This window comes from Oricola indica, assembly GCF_019966595.1.
GTDB lineage: Bacteria > Pseudomonadota > Alphaproteobacteria > Rhizobiales > Rhizobiaceae > Oricola > Oricola indica.
The window spans coordinates 14,793-27,846 of the sequence record NZ_JAINFJ010000007.1; the positions used below are offsets into that span (position 1 = coordinate 14,793).

Genomic DNA, 13,054 nt, shown 5'->3' on the forward strand with positions numbered 1-13,054 from the left:
ATGCGCCTGATCAACCGGAAACCCTCGCGGATCACCGCCTTCGCGCTCGGCGCGGCGCCGTTCGTGGCCGTGATTGTCGCATATGCCGTCGCCAGCCATTACCGGCGACTGGACAATCCCGCCGACAAGCTGCTGCCGTCGCTACCAGACATGGCGTCAGCCTTCGGCCGCATGGCGTTCACGCCGGATCGGCGCTCCGGCGACCTGCTGTTGTGGATGGACACGCTCGACAGCCTCGAACGCCTCGCCGCCGGCATGGGCATCTCGATCCTTCTCGCGCTTTCGCTCGGCATCCTGATCGGGTTCATTCCGCATGTCCGGGCCTCGATGGCGCCTTTCGTCGCAACGTTCTCGCTGATCCCGCCGATCACGGTCCTGCCGATCCTGTTCATCATCTTCGGCCTCGGCGAACTCTCGAAAGTCATGCTGATCGTCGTCGGCACCGCGCCGGTGATGATCCGCTCGGTCGCGCAAGCGGTGATGGAGCTTCCGCGCGAACTGATCATCAAGGCGGAAACGCTCGGCGCATCCGTCTGGCAGATGATGATGCGCGTCGTGCTGCCGCAAATCCTGCCGAAACTGATCACCGCGATCCGGCTCGGCCTCGTGCCGGCCTGGATATTCCTGATCTCGGCTGAGGCCATCGCATCCACCTCCGGCCTCGGCTATCGAATCTTCCTCGTCCGGCGCTACCTCGCGATGGACGTGATCCTGCCTTACGTCATCTGGATCACGCTGCTCGCCTTTATCCTCGACCGGCTTCTCCTGCTCGCTTCGCGCAAGGCGTTCCCGTGGCATCACATGCAGGGAGAAAGCCTATGAGCGCTCAGCCGAAAGTCTCCGTCCAGAACGTAGCGAAAATCTATGCCGGCACCGTCGTGCTCGAACGCCTCGACCTCGACATCGCGGCGGGCAGCCTTTGCACCATCGTCGGCGCGTCGGGCTGCGGCAAGTCGACCTTCCTGCGCATGCTCCTGTCCCAGGAAACCCCGTCGCGCGGGCGGATCCTGATCGACGGCGAACCGCTGCCCACGGAACCGACACCCGACCGCGGCATCGTCTTTCAGCGCTACTCCGTGTTCCCGCACCTGACCGTCGAGGAAAACCTGATCCTTTCGGCGGAATTCGACGCCGCGCCGTTTTCAGGCAAGCTGCGCGGCGCGGCGCGGACAAAAGCACGCGAGGAGATCGCGGAAACGCTCGACCGTATCGGACTTTCTCCGGCGCGCGACCGATATCCGGCGCAGTTGTCGGGGGGCATGCAGCAACGCCTCGCCATCGCCCAGGCCCTCTTGAAGAAACCGAAGATCCTGCTCCTCGACGAGCCGTTCGGCGCGCTCGATCCCGGCATCCGGGCCGACATGCAGGAACTGCTGCTCGAGCTCTGGCGCGAGCTTTCCATGACCATCTTCATGGTCACGCACGATATCCACGAAGCCTTCAAGCTCGGCACTCGCGTTCTCGTCTTCGACAAGATCCGCCACGATCCCGACGCGCCCGACCGCTGGGGCGCGACGATCACCTACGACCTGCCGCTCGGCCGGCCGGGCGCGCAAACCATCCCCGATGCCAAGGCGCTATTCGCTCTCAAGAACACTACAAGAGGAGACGCTCCCAATGCGTGACATGTTCCCGTCCAAACCGGCGCGCGCCGGCCGCAAGGCCGGCCTGACGCTGCGCGATGAACAGCAGAGGCTGCACCATCCGGATTTCGACAAGCTCAACATGCGCGGCTGGAAGGCGGCGGAGAAGGAAGGGGAACTCCCTTCGGCGGCATGGCAGAAGGAGCGCCAGTGGGCGCTGCGCATGGGGCTGACCGGCTCGGATTCGCTCGAAGACAAGTCGATCCCCACCTTCTCGCGCGGGGAACTGCCGCATTATGCCGGCATCAACACCTTCCTGAAGGCGCCCTATATCGAGGACGTCACCAAGGTCGGCGCCTATGATGCCGCGATCATCGGCATTCCGTTCGACGGCGGCACGACATACAGGCCGGGAACCCGTTTCGGCCCGCAGGGCGTGCGCAAGATCTCCGCGCTCTACACGCCCTACAATTACGAGATGGGCATCGACCTGCGCGAGCAGATGACGCTGTGCGACGTCGGCGACGTCTTCACCATCCCCGCCAATATCGAGAAGACCTTCGATCAGATCACGCGGGCCGTTTCGCATGTCGCCTCATCGGGTGCGCTGCCGATCATGATTGGCGGCGACCATTCCATCGGCTTTCCCTGCGTGCGCGGCATCGCGCAATGCACCTCCAAACGCATCGGCATCGTGCATTTCGACCGGCACATCGATATCCAGGAAAAGGATCTCGACGAGCGAATGCACACGACGCCCTGGTTCCACGCAACGGACCTCGCAAACGTTCCGGCCGTGAACCTCGTGCAGGTCGGTATCGGCGGCTGGCAGGTGCCACGCGAGGGCGTGCAGGAGGCGCGCAAGCGCAACACGAACATCTTCACCATGCGCGACATCGAGGAGATGGGTCTGGCGGAAACCGCCGCCCGCGCGCTCGAACTCGCATGGAAGGACGCCGACGCCGTTTACATCTCATTCGATATCGACAGCGTGGACTGCGGCTTCGTACCCGGTACCGGCTGGCCGGAGCCCGGCGGGTTCCTGCCGCGAGAGGCGCTGGAACTGGTCTCGCTGGTCGCCGCGGAAGGTATTTGCGGGCTGGAGGTCGTCGAGGTCTCGCCGCCCTACGACACCTCGGACATCACCGCGCTGCTGGCGACCCGCGTGATCGTCGACGTTCTCGGCACGCTGGTCAGCCACGGCAAGATGGGCGCCCACAAATCCATCATCGACAAGCCGGTGCAAATCCCGGCCGGTCCGGATGTCGATGGCCAGGGTTGGGGGAAGAACCATGCATGACGATCACGACCATCCCCACCATCACGATCACGGACACCACCATCACCACGGTCCGGGCCACAATCATGCGCATGATCACGGAGAACACCTGCATTCCCATGTGCATGGCGATGCCGCGAAAGAACGCGCGGAAGAACTGCGTGTGCTTGCGACAGCCTTCCTCGACGGCTACCGCAAAGCCGACGACAAGACCTCATTTCTGCGTGTCGCGGGCGTACCGTTCAAGCTTCAGGGTTCCGACGGTCTCGCGATGCACCTGATCGAGACCCGGATCGAATCCCGCTGGCAGTTGGGCACCGCCTCGCCCGCCTTCGGTTCGCGTGAGCTCGTCTACCTCCCCTACCCCGGAAAGATGGTGTCCGAACGCGAGACGATGACCTTCACCTATGTCTCACTGACCGAGCGCGACGACATCGACCTTTCGGAAATCCTCGCGGCTCGCGCCGAGAAATGAGCCGCCCGGTCTATCGATAGAGATAGACCGGCAGCCACATCGACAGGCCGGGTACGAAGGAGAGCAGAAGCAGCACCGCGCCTAACGGCACGAGGAACGGCGCGGTCGCGATGACGCAGCGCTCGAAGGGGACATCGGCGACCTTCGAAAGCACGTAAAGCACCATGCCGACGGGCGGAGTCAGAAGGCCGATCATCAGGTTCAGGATAAGGATTATGCCGAAATGCACGGGATCGATGCCGATCTGCATCGCCACCGGCAGCAGCACCGGCGTCAGGATCGTGATCGCCGCAATCGTTTCCATGAAGCAGCCGACGAAGAGCACGATCGCCATGATGATCAGCAGGATCATCGTCGGGTTCTCCGTCAGGCCCAGCAACTCGTTGGCGAAGAGCTGGGCGACCTGGTTGGCGGTCAGGATCCAGGCGAAGATCGCGGAGGCTGCGACGATCATCATGATCGACGCCGTCGTCTCGATGGTTTCCATCGACACGCGCAGTATCCGCTGGATGTCGAGTGTCCGGTAGACGAAGACGCCGAGAAAAAGCGAATAGGCAACGGCAGCGATGGCCGCCTCGGTTGGCGTGAACATGCCAGTCAGAATTCCGCCAACGATGATGATCGGCGTGAAGAGCGGCATGAGTGCATCGACGAATGTTCTCAGGAAAACCCGGAACTCGAACCGGTCGTCACGCGGATAGTTCCGGATGCGCGAGTAGAAACCGACCATGACCATCAGAGCCAGCGCCATGATCATTCCGGGTATCAGGCCGGCCGCGAAAAGCTGGCCAATCGATGTATCCGCAATGACACCATAGACGACCAGCGGCAGTGACGGCGGAATGATCGGCCCGATCGTCGAGGACGCGGCGGTGATGCCGACCGAGAAATCCGTGTCGTAGCCGGCTTCCCGCATCGCCTTGATCTCGATATTGCCGAGCCCCCCGGCATCCGCCACGGCCGCGCCCGACATACCTGCGAAAATGACACTCGCGCCGACATTCACGTGACCGAGACCGCCATGCATCCAGCCGACGGTGGCCCGCGCGAAGGTGAAGATCTTCGTCGTGATGCCCGCCGTGTTCATCAAGTGCCCGGCCATGATGAAGAACGGCACCGCGATCAGCGGGAACGAATTGATGCCATTGACCATGTTGTGCAGGACCACGAGGCTCGGCATCCCCGAGGTCGCGATGAAATAGAGAGACGACAGGCCAAGCGCGACAGCCACCGGCGCGCCGGCGATAAGCAGCGCGAAAAGGATGACGAACATCAGGGTCAGTTCCATGGCCGCGCCACTACCTAGTCTTGAATGTCGGAAAGGGCGTGCTCGGCGATATCGCGCAGCACGGTTTCAGGCTGCTGGCGGATTTTCCGGACCAGCCACACGAATGAAAAGAACGCCATGACCGCAAGACCCGCGGCGACGCCCCAATAGAGCAGGCTTTTGGGAATTTCGGCCGACGCCATTTTCGTTTTCGTCTTCAGCGCCAGTTCAACGGCGATCCAGGACATGTAGCCGTAGAAGAGGCACGACAGCAGTTCCATCGCGACTGCCAGCCACTTGCCGGCGAGCGCCGGAACGTAACGGTAGAAGAACTCCAGGAATATATGCGTCCCCCTGCGCGTCACCGTGACGGCACCGAAAAATGCGACCAGGATCAGAACGTATCGCGCGATCTCCTCCGTCCACGCCAGGCTGTCGTTGAGCACGTAGCGGGTGAAGAACTGGAGAAAGACGATGACCGCAAGACACCAGAGCGCAAGAAGCCCGGGCAGATCGACCGGCTTGATGTCGATCGGCCCGGAATCCTCCGTGGCCGTGAAAACGGAGCGCGCAGGATTTGCGCGCTCCTTTTCGGTCTTGTCGACAGGCAAAGTGCTCATGTCTGTCTATCCGCAATCGCGGTTTGTCAAAGCGCCTGGAGCCGGTCGAACTGCTCCTTGTCGTAAGGCACCTTGTCCCAGTCGGTCAGCTTCGGCAACACCGCGTCCTGGAAGGGCTTGCGGTCGATTTCATTGACCTGCGTGCCTTGGTCGCGGAACCAGGAAATGAGATCGGTCTCAGCCTGGTAGATGCTGTCGGACACCTTTGCAGCGGCCTCTTCCAGCACTTCGCGAACCGCGTCGGAATCGTCGCCCATCTTGCCCATAGCGCTGTCCGACGCGATGATCAGCAGCGAGTTCAGGAGGTGTCCGGTCAGATTGATGTTCGACTGCACCTCGTAGAACTTCTTGAACTTGATGGTCGGCAGCGGGTTTTCCTGCGCGTCGACCACGCCCTGCTGAAGGGCAAGGTAAACTTCCGAGAAGGCCATCGGCGTCGGATTGGCGCCGACCGCGTTCGGGAACATCAGCATGACCGGCGAGTTCGGCACGCGGATCTTCAGGCCTTCCATGTCATCTGGCTTGAGGATCGGGAAGTTCGAGGTCACGTGGCGCTGGCCGTAGTAAACGAGCCCCATCACGGTGTGGCCGGTCGCGTCCTTGTAGCCGGCCGAAAGATCCTTGAAGAGATCGCTTCCGCGATAGGACTTCCAGTGATCGAAGCCGCGCATGATGAACGGATAATCAGAGATGGCGATCGGTCCGTAGTAGCGCTCGACGAAACTCGGTCCGGTATAGATGATGTCCACCGCACCGATGCCGAGGCCTTCGTTGATCTCGACCTCCTTGCCCAGCGATGAGGCCGGGAACACCTTGATTTCGACGCGCCCGTCCGTGCGCTTGGCGACCTCCTCGGCAGCCCATTCGGCAACCTGGTGATAGTCGGAGCCGACTTCGTAGACATGCGCCCATTTGAGCTCCACCGCGAATGCGGCGGACGTGGCGCTCAGCGCCACCGTGGCGGCAACGGCCGTCAGTGTGATCATTTTTCGAAACATCGCTTCCTCCCTTGCGTGTCGATCGGGCGAAAATGCCCTTCCTCCATCGACATGTTCGAATTTTCTGGTATACAAGATATATCTAATATACTAGAAAAAGATGAGCCGCAAGTGGCTGCGTCTCCGGTGAATGCCAAGTCCGTTGGGAAAGGCGTCGGTCGGGACTAACAATGGAACGAAAAAAGGGTGCGATTCGCAGGCGGAACGGCATGAAGGACGGAACTCAGACCATGACAGGCGAGGAAACGGCGCGGCAGCGCAAGCCGCGTTCGCCCAATGCGCCACCGAACGCGAACGGCCATCACGTTTCGGCCGTCCCGGCGAAGAATTCCGACATCGTCTATCAGGACCTTCGGCGCGACATCATTTCAATGAAGCTCGTTCCCGGCACCGCGATCCACGAGAAAGAGATCACGCAGCGCTACGGCATCAGCCGTACGCCCGTGCGCGAAGCGGTGCTGCGGCTTGCCGAGGACCGGCTGATCGACGTCATTCCGAAATCGGGGACCTTCGTCGCCCGCATTCCGCTGTCGATGGTGCGCGAAGCGATCGTTGCGCGGCACGCGCTGGAAGCGGTTACGGTTCGCGAAGCGACGCTCAAGGCAAGCGAAAGCCAGTTCATGGAACTGGGCGCAATCATCCAGCGCCAGCGCGAGCGGGCCGAGGCCGGCGAGGAAGAAGCGTTCCACAAGGCCGACGACGACTTCCACGCAGCCATCGCCGCCGCCGGCCGGCTCGCCGGCATATGGGACCTGATCCAGCAAATCCGCATCCAGATCGAGCGCTATCGCCGCCTGACGCTGCCGCAGCCGGGCCGCATGCTCAAGGTGGTCGGCGAACACGAGGCCATTCTGGATGCCATGAAACGGCGCGAGCCGGACGAGGCCGTGAACTGCATGGCCTATCATCTCAACAAGCTGCAGCTCGACATCGCGGTCTTCCGCGACCTGTGGCCGAATTATTTCCTTTTCGACCCCGCCCTCGACAGCGAATTGCTCGCAAATTGACCGGCGGACCACACGCGGCAAGGGAGGGCTGTGTGAACCCATGACCATTTCGATCCGACAAGCTGTCAGTCCCGCGGAAGCGCGTTCGTTCGACACGACCGCGCTGCGCGAAAATTTTCTTGTCACCGACCTGTTTTCGCCAGGCGCGATCCGCATGACCTATTCGCATGTCGACCGCACGATATTGGGTGGCGCCGTTCCCGGCGCCGACGTGTTGACGCTCGACGCCCCGGCGGAACTCGTCGCGCCCACATTTCTCGCGCGGCGCGAAATGGGCATTTTCAGCATTGGCGGCGGGGGCGCCGTGATCCTCGACGGGAAGGAATATCCCCTTCCCGTCGGGGATTGCCTTTATGTGCCGATGGGCGTCGAAGCGATCTCTTTCTCCAGCGCAAACGCCGACGATCCGGCCCGGTTCTACTTCGTATCGACACCGGCACATCACAGCCATGAGATCCGCCTCATTGCGCAATCCGACGCCAACCGTCTCGACATCGGCAGTGACAGCGACGCGAACCGGCGCACGTTGCGGCAATATATCCACCCCGATATCTGCGCTTCATGCCAGCTGCTGATGGGCATGACGATGATTGCCGACGGCAGCGTCTGGAACACGATGCCGTGCCACACGCATGACCGGCGGTCCGAGGCCTATCTCTATTTTGACATGGCCCCTGACGCCCGCGTCTTTCATTTCATGGGCGAACCGGACGAAACGCGCCATCTCGTCGTCGCCAACGAACAGGCGATCATCTCGCCCGGCTGGTCCGTCCATTGCGGGGCCGGAACATCGAATTACGGGTTCATCTGGTCGATGGCGGGCGACAATCAGGAGTTCACCGACATGGACATGGTTTCGATGGAGACGCTGCGATGATCGACCAATTCAGCCTCGAGGGCCGGACGGCGGTCGTGACCGGCGCGAATACCGGAATCGGTCAGGCCAGCGCGGTCGCACTTGCCGGGGCCGGTGCGAAGATCGTCGCGGTCGGGCGCTCCGCCATGGACGAGACGAAGGAGAAAATCGACGCCCCCGAGCGCTTTCACGCGATCCGGGCGGATCTTTCGGTGACGGCGAACCTCGCACCGGTCATCGAAGAGGCCATCGCATGGTCCGGCGGGGTCGACATTCTCGTCAACAATGCCGGCATCATCCGCCGCAACGCCGCGCTCGACTTCACCGAAGACGACTGGGACGCGGTGATGGACACGAACCTGAAATCCGCCTTCTTCCTGTCGCAGGCGGCCGCGCGGCACATGAAGGAACGCGGCGGCGGAAGGATCGTCAATATCGCCTCGCTCATGTCGTTCCAGGGCGGCATCCGCATCGCCTCCTACACGGCAGCGAAAAGCGGACTGGCTGGAATGACGCGGCTCCTCGCCTGCGAATGGGCTTCGCTCGGCATCAATGTCAACGCGGTCGCACCCGGCTACGTCGTCACCAACAACACCGAGGCGTTGCGCAACGATCCCGTCCGCTACCAGGCAATCCTCGACCGGATTCCCGCGGGCCACTGGGCCGAGCCCGAAGACATCGCAGGCGCCGTGGTCTATCTGGCCTCGGACGCGGCACGCTATGTCCACGGTATTTTACTGCCGGTCGATGGGGGCTGGCTGGCGCGCTAGCCCCCGGAAAACCACTTACTGCGCGGCGACGACGATAATCTCGACGGTGTATTCGGGCGTCGCCAGCTTGGCTTCGCCACAGGCGCGCGCCGGGGCATGACCCGGCTCGACCCAGGCATCCCACACGGCATTCATTTCCGCGAAATCCGACATGTCGGCGAGCCAGATGACCGCCTGCAGGATTTTCGTCTTGTCGGATCCTGCCTGCGAAAGCAGGGCTTCGATTTTCGAAAGAATGCTCTTTGTCTGATCGGTGACGCTGTCGCCCGGGTTGCCGACCTGGCCCGCCAAATAGACCGTGCCATTGTGGATAACGGCCTGGCTCATGCGCGTGCCGGAATCGATACGGTTAATGTCGCTCATATTGTCCTCGTCGTGGTGGTTTGTCCGATCAGGCTTCCGAGAAACCCTGCAGGACATGGGTGAGATTGTCTCCGAGTGCGTCGGAAACATAACCGCCCTCCTGCACGAAAAGCGTCGGCAGGCCAAGCCCGGCGATCGCCGCGCCGATACGCGCGAAGCCCGGGGTCGTGACTGCCAGTCCCTTGAACGGGTCGTCGATATGCGCATCGAGACCCAGGGCGATGACAAGGGCGTCGGTTCCGAATGCCGCGATTCGTTCAAAGGCGATATCGAGTGTTTTCAAATAGGCGTCGTCGCCGGTGCCACGGTCGAGTGGAAGGTTCATGTTGCAACCAATGCCGTCGCCCTCGCCGCGCTCATGCGCGTGGCCCCAGAAGAACGGATAGAAGCGTGCCGGATCGGCATGGATCGACAGGGTGAGAACATCGGCCCTGCGATAGAATATCCCCTGCGTGCCGTTGCCGTGATGTACGTCGATATCGAGGATTGCCGGCCGCTTTCCGGCCTTTCGCAGCCTTTCGGCGGCGATGCAGGCATTGTTGAAGAAGCAGAACCCGCCCGCAAGATCGGCATAGGCGTGGTGACCGGGCGGACGGCTCAGCGCATAGGCAGAACGCTCACCCCAGGCGATATGGTCCGCGCCGCGTATCGCGGTCTGCGCCGACCAGTAGGCTGACTCGAAAGTGTTTTCCGCGATCGGGCAAGACGTGTCGACCTGGTGGTATCCGGCCTGGCCGATCGCCGACTTGGGATAGGAATCGGTCCTGTTGGCCGGGTGGATGTTCGGGACAACTTCCGCGCCGGCCCCTTCGATATATTGCCAGCGGCGGTAGATGTTCTGCAGAAAGACGATGTATTCGGCCGTGTGCAAAGACGCAATCGGTCCCATGCCCTCATCGGTCGGCGCCTCGAAAGAGCAACCCGCCGCTTCCGCCGCCGCTTTCAGGATATCGATGCGCTTCGGCTGTTCTGGATTGGGCAGCAACGTGCCATTGGCCATGAAGTGCTTCGGATCGTGGCGGCGCTGGCGTTCGTCGAGTATCGCTTTCATCATTGTCCTTTCAGCGACTCGAATCCGGACCGGTCGAGCAGCATGATGGTCTCGTCCGCCATGGGCGCGAAACCGAGCCGGTCGTAGAACGCCCGCGCGCCATCATTATCGTCATAGACGGCGAGCTTGAGATAACCTGCATTCCAGACGGTTCCGGCATCCTCGGCAACGGCGCTCAGGAGGCGCTTGCCGAGCCCCTGCCCGCGCGCGGCATCCGCGACCCACAAATCGGAAACATAAACACCCGCAGACGCCATGACGGTGGAAAAGACGGGTGAATAGAGCGCCGCGCCGACAACCAGGCCGTCCGCTTCGGCAAGCAATGCCCGGAAGGCCGGGTTATCCCCGAACCCGGCCTTCCGAAGCAGCCCGGCCGTCCCGCCGTGTTCGTCTCCGATCTCGCCGGAGAGATGCCTAAGCGCCTCGTTCAACTGTTCCATGTCTTCGGCGACCGCCCGCCTTATCGTGATGGCGTCCATGTCAAATCGCCGTCCGGTCGGCGCCCTTGAGCCCCAACATTGCGCGCGCGTCCGTCGGGGTCGCCACTTCCCGGCCCAGTTCCTCCACGATGCGACGGATCTTGGCGACCTGCTCGGCGTTCGAGGTCGCGAGCTTTCCGCGCGCGATCATGAGGCTGTCCTCCAGTCCGACGCGCACATGCCCGCCCATCGCGGCCGCCATGGTGGTCAGCGGAATCTGGTGGCGGCCAGCCGCGAGCACCGAAAAGGCGTAGTCCGAACCGAACAGCTTGTCGGCGATCAGCTTCATGTGGCTCAGATTCTCCGGGTCGGGACCAATGCCGCCGAGGACGCCAAAAACGAACTGGATGAAGTATGGCGGCTTGATCAGGCCACGATCCGCGAAATGGCGAAGCATGTACAGGTGCCCGACATCGTAGCACTCGAATTCGAAGCGCGCGCCGCGCTCGACGCCGAGTTCCGTCAGGATACGCGCGATGTCGCGCGGGGTGTTCTTGAAAACCAGGTCGTCGGAGTTCTCGAGGAAGGGTTTCTCCCAGTCGTACTTCCAGTCGGAAATCTTCTCGGCCGCAGGATAGAGCGCGAAATTCATCGAGCCCATGTTGAGCGAACACATTTCGGGTTCGGCGCGCTTCGGCGCCTCCAGGCGCTCATCCAACGTCATGGTCGCGCTGCCGCCGGTGGATATGTTCATCACCGCGTCGCTGGCCTGCTTGATGCGCGGCAGGAAGGCCATGAAGTGATCGGGGGCGGCGGACGGCTTCCCGTTTTCGGGGTCGCGCGCATGCAGATGCAGGATCGCGGCGCCCGCTTCCGCCGCCGCGATCGACTGTTCGGCGATCTCGTTGGCGCTGACCGGCAAATGCGGCGACATGGACGGTGTGTGAATCGAGCCGGTGACGGCACAGGTGATGATGATTTTCGACATGGTAACCGTCAGGCGCTCAGCGGCATGGCCGCGCCCACTTCATCCGTGAACTGCCTCAAGGAGCGATCGAGCATGTCCATGATCTCCCCGATCTGGCTCTCGTTCACGATCATCGGCGGACAGACGAGGATGTGATCGCCGTCCACGCCGCCGCGCGTGCGCCGGGAATAGACGATCAGGCCGTTCTCATAGGCGATATCGACGAAGCGGGCATAGGCATTCAGGGACGCGGGAAGCGGCGCCATGGTGCGCCGGTCGCCGACGAATTCGAACGCCAGCAGCAGCCCCTTGCCGCGAACATCGCCAATGATCGCATAGCGTTGCATCAGATCCTGGAGCCGGGATTTCAGGACATCACCCATGGTTTCGGCATTGGCGACCAGGCCCTGCCGCTCGATCTCGTCCAGAACCGCCAGACCGGCAGCGCAGGCCAGCGGATTGCCGGCATAGGTGTAACCATGCTGGAACCCCCCGGTGTCGAGCACCGGCTCGACCAGCCGGTCATGTGCCGCCATTGCGCCGAGTGGCACGTATCCGGCGGCGAAGCCTTTCGACATCACGACGATGTCCGGCTCCATGTTCCAGTGTTCGCCGGCGAGGAATTTTCCGGTCCGCCCTGCCCCCGTCATCACTTCGTCGAGGATCAGCAGCACGCCGTATTCGCGGCATATCTGCTGCACGCGTTCCATGTAGCCTTTCGGCGGCACCAGCGCGCCGGTGGACGCCCCGCCAACCGGCTCGACGAAAAAGGCGAGAACGGTCTCGGGACCCTCTTCCAGAATCTTCTGCTCGAGCATGTCAGCGTAATGGATCCCCGTCGCCTCATCTTCCGGATCGAGGCCGTCGAGATAGGCGCGCGGCGCGGGCACTTTCGGCATCGAGCGCATCATCGGCTCGAAGGGGTCGGTCAGAGGCTGATAGCCCGTAATCGCCAGGGCGCCGAGCGTGGAGCCATGATAGGAAGGATAGCGAGATATCACTTTCCAGCGCGTCCCCTGCCCGGTGGCCAACGCATATTGGCGCGCCAGTTTGGTCGCGCTTTCGACGGCTTCAGAGCCGCCGGAAACGAAAAATATCCGGTCTAATCCCTCGGGCGTCAGCGTCGCCGTCTTCGCGGCCAGCTTTTCGGACGCCTCGGTCTCGAAATGCAGCCGGTAGCCGAAGGTGGATTTCTCCATCTGCAGGCGCATGGCGGCGAGAACATTCTCGTTGGAATGGCCGATATTGCAGACCATCGCGCCGGAGGATCCGTCGAGATAGCGCTTGCCGTCGACATCCCACATATAGATGCCGCGGGCCTGGTCGAGCACCGGTTTGCGCCGGCGCGTCTGATAGAAGAGATGGCTCTTTTGCTGGTTCGCCATGCGAGTCGTCCGAA

The 13,054-nt window shown here is 62.3% G+C and carries 15 protein-coding genes; 7 read left to right on the forward strand and 8 right to left on the reverse strand.

Annotation, left to right across the window (positions count from 1 at the left end; all coding sequences use genetic code 11):
* From LC343_RS16935 to LC343_RS16950, 4 genes are read left to right on the forward strand one after another with little or no spacing between them, the layout of a single operon-like run.
* Complete coding sequence (locus LC343_RS16935) at positions 1-822, forward strand: ABC transporter permease (RefSeq protein WP_223478354.1); 822 nt, start codon at positions 1-3, stop codon at positions 820-822.
* Positions 819-1,625: an ATP-binding cassette domain-containing protein gene (locus LC343_RS16940; protein WP_223478355.1), complete on the forward strand. Its 807-nt coding sequence runs from the start codon at positions 819-821 to the stop codon at positions 1,623-1,625. The genes LC343_RS16935 and LC343_RS16940 overlap by 4 nt, the downstream gene beginning before the upstream one ends.
* The gene (locus LC343_RS16945; protein WP_428982583.1) at positions 1,618-2,883 is read left to right on the forward strand and encodes an agmatinase family protein; all 1,266 of its coding nucleotides are present in this window, start codon (positions 1,618-1,620) and stop codon (positions 2,881-2,883) included. Before LC343_RS16940 ends, LC343_RS16945 begins: the two co-directional genes overlap by 8 nt.
* Positions 2,876-3,337, forward strand: coding sequence for a hypothetical protein (locus LC343_RS16950; RefSeq protein WP_223478356.1), 462 nt, complete (start codon positions 2,876-2,878; stop codon positions 3,335-3,337). Before LC343_RS16945 ends, LC343_RS16950 begins: the two co-directional genes overlap by 8 nt.
* A 10-nt stretch (positions 3,338-3,347) precedes the next feature.
* On the opposite strand, the gene LC343_RS16955 is transcribed toward LC343_RS16950, so the two are convergent.
* From LC343_RS16955 to LC343_RS16965, 3 genes are read right to left on the reverse strand one after another with little or no spacing between them, the layout of a single operon-like run.
* On the reverse strand, positions 3,348-4,625 hold the full coding sequence (locus LC343_RS16955) for a TRAP transporter large permease (protein WP_223478357.1): 1,278 nt from the start codon (positions 4,623-4,625) through the stop codon (positions 3,348-3,350).
* A 14-nt stretch (positions 4,626-4,639) separates the two neighbouring features.
* Positions 4,640-5,224 (reverse strand): TRAP transporter small permease, encoded by a 585-nt coding sequence (locus LC343_RS16960; protein ID WP_223478358.1) that lies wholly within the window; start codon positions 5,222-5,224, stop codon positions 4,640-4,642.
* 26 nt (positions 5,225-5,250) lie between these two features.
* On the reverse strand, positions 5,251-6,210 hold the full coding sequence (locus LC343_RS16965; RefSeq protein ID WP_223478359.1) for a sialic acid TRAP transporter substrate-binding protein SiaP: 960 nt from the start codon (positions 6,208-6,210) through the stop codon (positions 5,251-5,253).
* A gap of 221 nt (positions 6,211-6,431) precedes the next feature.
* On the opposite strand from LC343_RS16965, the gene LC343_RS16970 reads away from it, so the two are divergent.
* From LC343_RS16970 to kduD, 3 genes are read left to right on the forward strand one after another with little or no spacing between them, the layout of a single operon-like run.
* Positions 6,432-7,229: a GntR family transcriptional regulator gene (locus tag LC343_RS16970; protein ID WP_223478360.1), complete on the forward strand. Its 798-nt coding sequence runs from the start codon at positions 6,432-6,434 to the stop codon at positions 7,227-7,229.
* A gap of 40 nt (positions 7,230-7,269) precedes the next feature.
* The gene (gene kduI / locus LC343_RS16975) at positions 7,270-8,106 is read left to right on the forward strand and encodes a 5-dehydro-4-deoxy-D-glucuronate isomerase (RefSeq protein ID WP_223478361.1); all 837 of its coding nucleotides are present in this window, start codon (positions 7,270-7,272) and stop codon (positions 8,104-8,106) included.
* A complete protein-coding gene (kduD, locus tag LC343_RS16980; protein WP_223478362.1) occupies positions 8,103-8,855 on the forward strand; it encodes a 2-dehydro-3-deoxy-D-gluconate 5-dehydrogenase KduD in 753 nt (250 codons plus the stop codon). Before kduI ends, kduD begins: the two co-directional genes overlap by 4 nt.
* 15 nt (positions 8,856-8,870) lie before the next feature.
* Here kduD and LC343_RS16985 read toward each other — a convergent pair whose 3' ends face one another.
* The 5 genes from LC343_RS16985 to LC343_RS17005 are packed head-to-tail and all read right to left on the reverse strand — an operon-like array spanning position 8,871 to position 13,040.
* On the reverse strand, positions 8,871-9,218 hold the full coding sequence (locus LC343_RS16985) for a RidA family protein (RefSeq protein WP_223478363.1): 348 nt from the start codon (positions 9,216-9,218) through the stop codon (positions 8,871-8,873).
* A 28-nt stretch (positions 9,219-9,246) separates the two neighbouring features.
* Positions 9,247-10,269: a histone deacetylase family protein gene (locus LC343_RS16990; RefSeq protein ID WP_223478538.1), complete on the reverse strand. Its 1,023-nt coding sequence runs from the start codon at positions 10,267-10,269 to the stop codon at positions 9,247-9,249.
* Positions 10,269-10,748, reverse strand: a complete 480-nt coding sequence (locus LC343_RS16995; protein ID WP_223478364.1) for a GNAT family N-acetyltransferase — start codon at positions 10,746-10,748, stop codon at positions 10,269-10,271. Before LC343_RS16995 ends, LC343_RS16990 begins: the two co-directional genes overlap by 1 nt.
* Position 10,749: 1 nt before the next feature.
* Positions 10,750-11,676, reverse strand: coding sequence for a 3,5-dioxohexanoate:acetyl-CoA acetone transferase (gene kce / locus LC343_RS17000; RefSeq protein WP_223478365.1), 927 nt, complete (start codon positions 11,674-11,676; stop codon positions 10,750-10,752).
* An 8-nt stretch (positions 11,677-11,684) separates the two neighbouring features.
* On the reverse strand, positions 11,685-13,040 hold the full coding sequence (locus LC343_RS17005; RefSeq protein ID WP_223478366.1) for an aminotransferase family protein: 1,356 nt from the start codon (positions 13,038-13,040) through the stop codon (positions 11,685-11,687).
* Positions 13,041-13,054: the final 14 nt, after the last annotated feature.

What these genes read in the sequence shown, in the direction of transcription:
- kduI (WP_223478361.1), top strand. Translation starts at nt 7,270, where the DNA reads ATGACCATTTCGATCCGACAAGCTGTCAGTCCCGCGGAAGCGCGTTCG.
- LC343_RS16945 (WP_428982583.1), top strand. Translation starts at nt 1,618, where the DNA reads ATGCGTGACATGTTCCCGTCCAAACCGGCGCGCGCCGGCCGCAAGGCC.
- LC343_RS16995 (WP_223478364.1), bottom strand. Translation starts at nt 10,748, where the DNA reads ATGGACGCCATCACGATAAGGCGGGCGGTCGCCGAAGACATGGAACAG.
- LC343_RS16960 (WP_223478358.1), bottom strand. Translation starts at nt 5,224, where the DNA reads ATGAGCACTTTGCCTGTCGACAAGACCGAAAAGGAGCGCGCAAATCCT.
- LC343_RS16950 (WP_223478356.1), top strand. Translation starts at nt 2,876, where the DNA reads ATGCATGACGATCACGACCATCCCCACCATCACGATCACGGACACCAC.
- LC343_RS16985 (WP_223478363.1), bottom strand. Translation starts at nt 9,218, where the DNA reads ATGAGCGACATTAACCGTATCGATTCCGGCACGCGCATGAGCCAGGCC.
- LC343_RS16940 (WP_223478355.1), top strand. Translation starts at nt 819, where the DNA reads ATGAGCGCTCAGCCGAAAGTCTCCGTCCAGAACGTAGCGAAAATCTAT.
- kduD (WP_223478362.1), top strand. Translation starts at nt 8,103, where the DNA reads ATGATCGACCAATTCAGCCTCGAGGGCCGGACGGCGGTCGTGACCGGC.
- LC343_RS16935 (WP_223478354.1), top strand. Translation starts at nt 1, where the DNA reads ATGCGCCTGATCAACCGGAAACCCTCGCGGATCACCGCCTTCGCGCTC.
- kce (WP_223478365.1), bottom strand. Translation starts at nt 11,676, where the DNA reads ATGTCGAAAATCATCATCACCTGTGCCGTCACCGGCTCGATTCACACA.
- LC343_RS16955 (WP_223478357.1), bottom strand. Translation starts at nt 4,625, where the DNA reads ATGGAACTGACCCTGATGTTCGTCATCCTTTTCGCGCTGCTTATCGCC.
- LC343_RS16965 (WP_223478359.1), bottom strand. Translation starts at nt 6,210, where the DNA reads ATGATCACACTGACGGCCGTTGCCGCCACGGTGGCGCTGAGCGCCACG.
- LC343_RS16990 (WP_223478538.1), bottom strand. Translation starts at nt 10,269, where the DNA reads ATGAAAGCGATACTCGACGAACGCCAGCGCCGCCACGATCCGAAGCAC.
- LC343_RS17005 (WP_223478366.1), bottom strand. Translation starts at nt 13,040, where the DNA reads ATGGCGAACCAGCAAAAGAGCCATCTCTTCTATCAGACGCGCCGGCGC.
- LC343_RS16970 (WP_223478360.1), top strand. Translation starts at nt 6,432, where the DNA reads ATGAAGGACGGAACTCAGACCATGACAGGCGAGGAAACGGCGCGGCAG.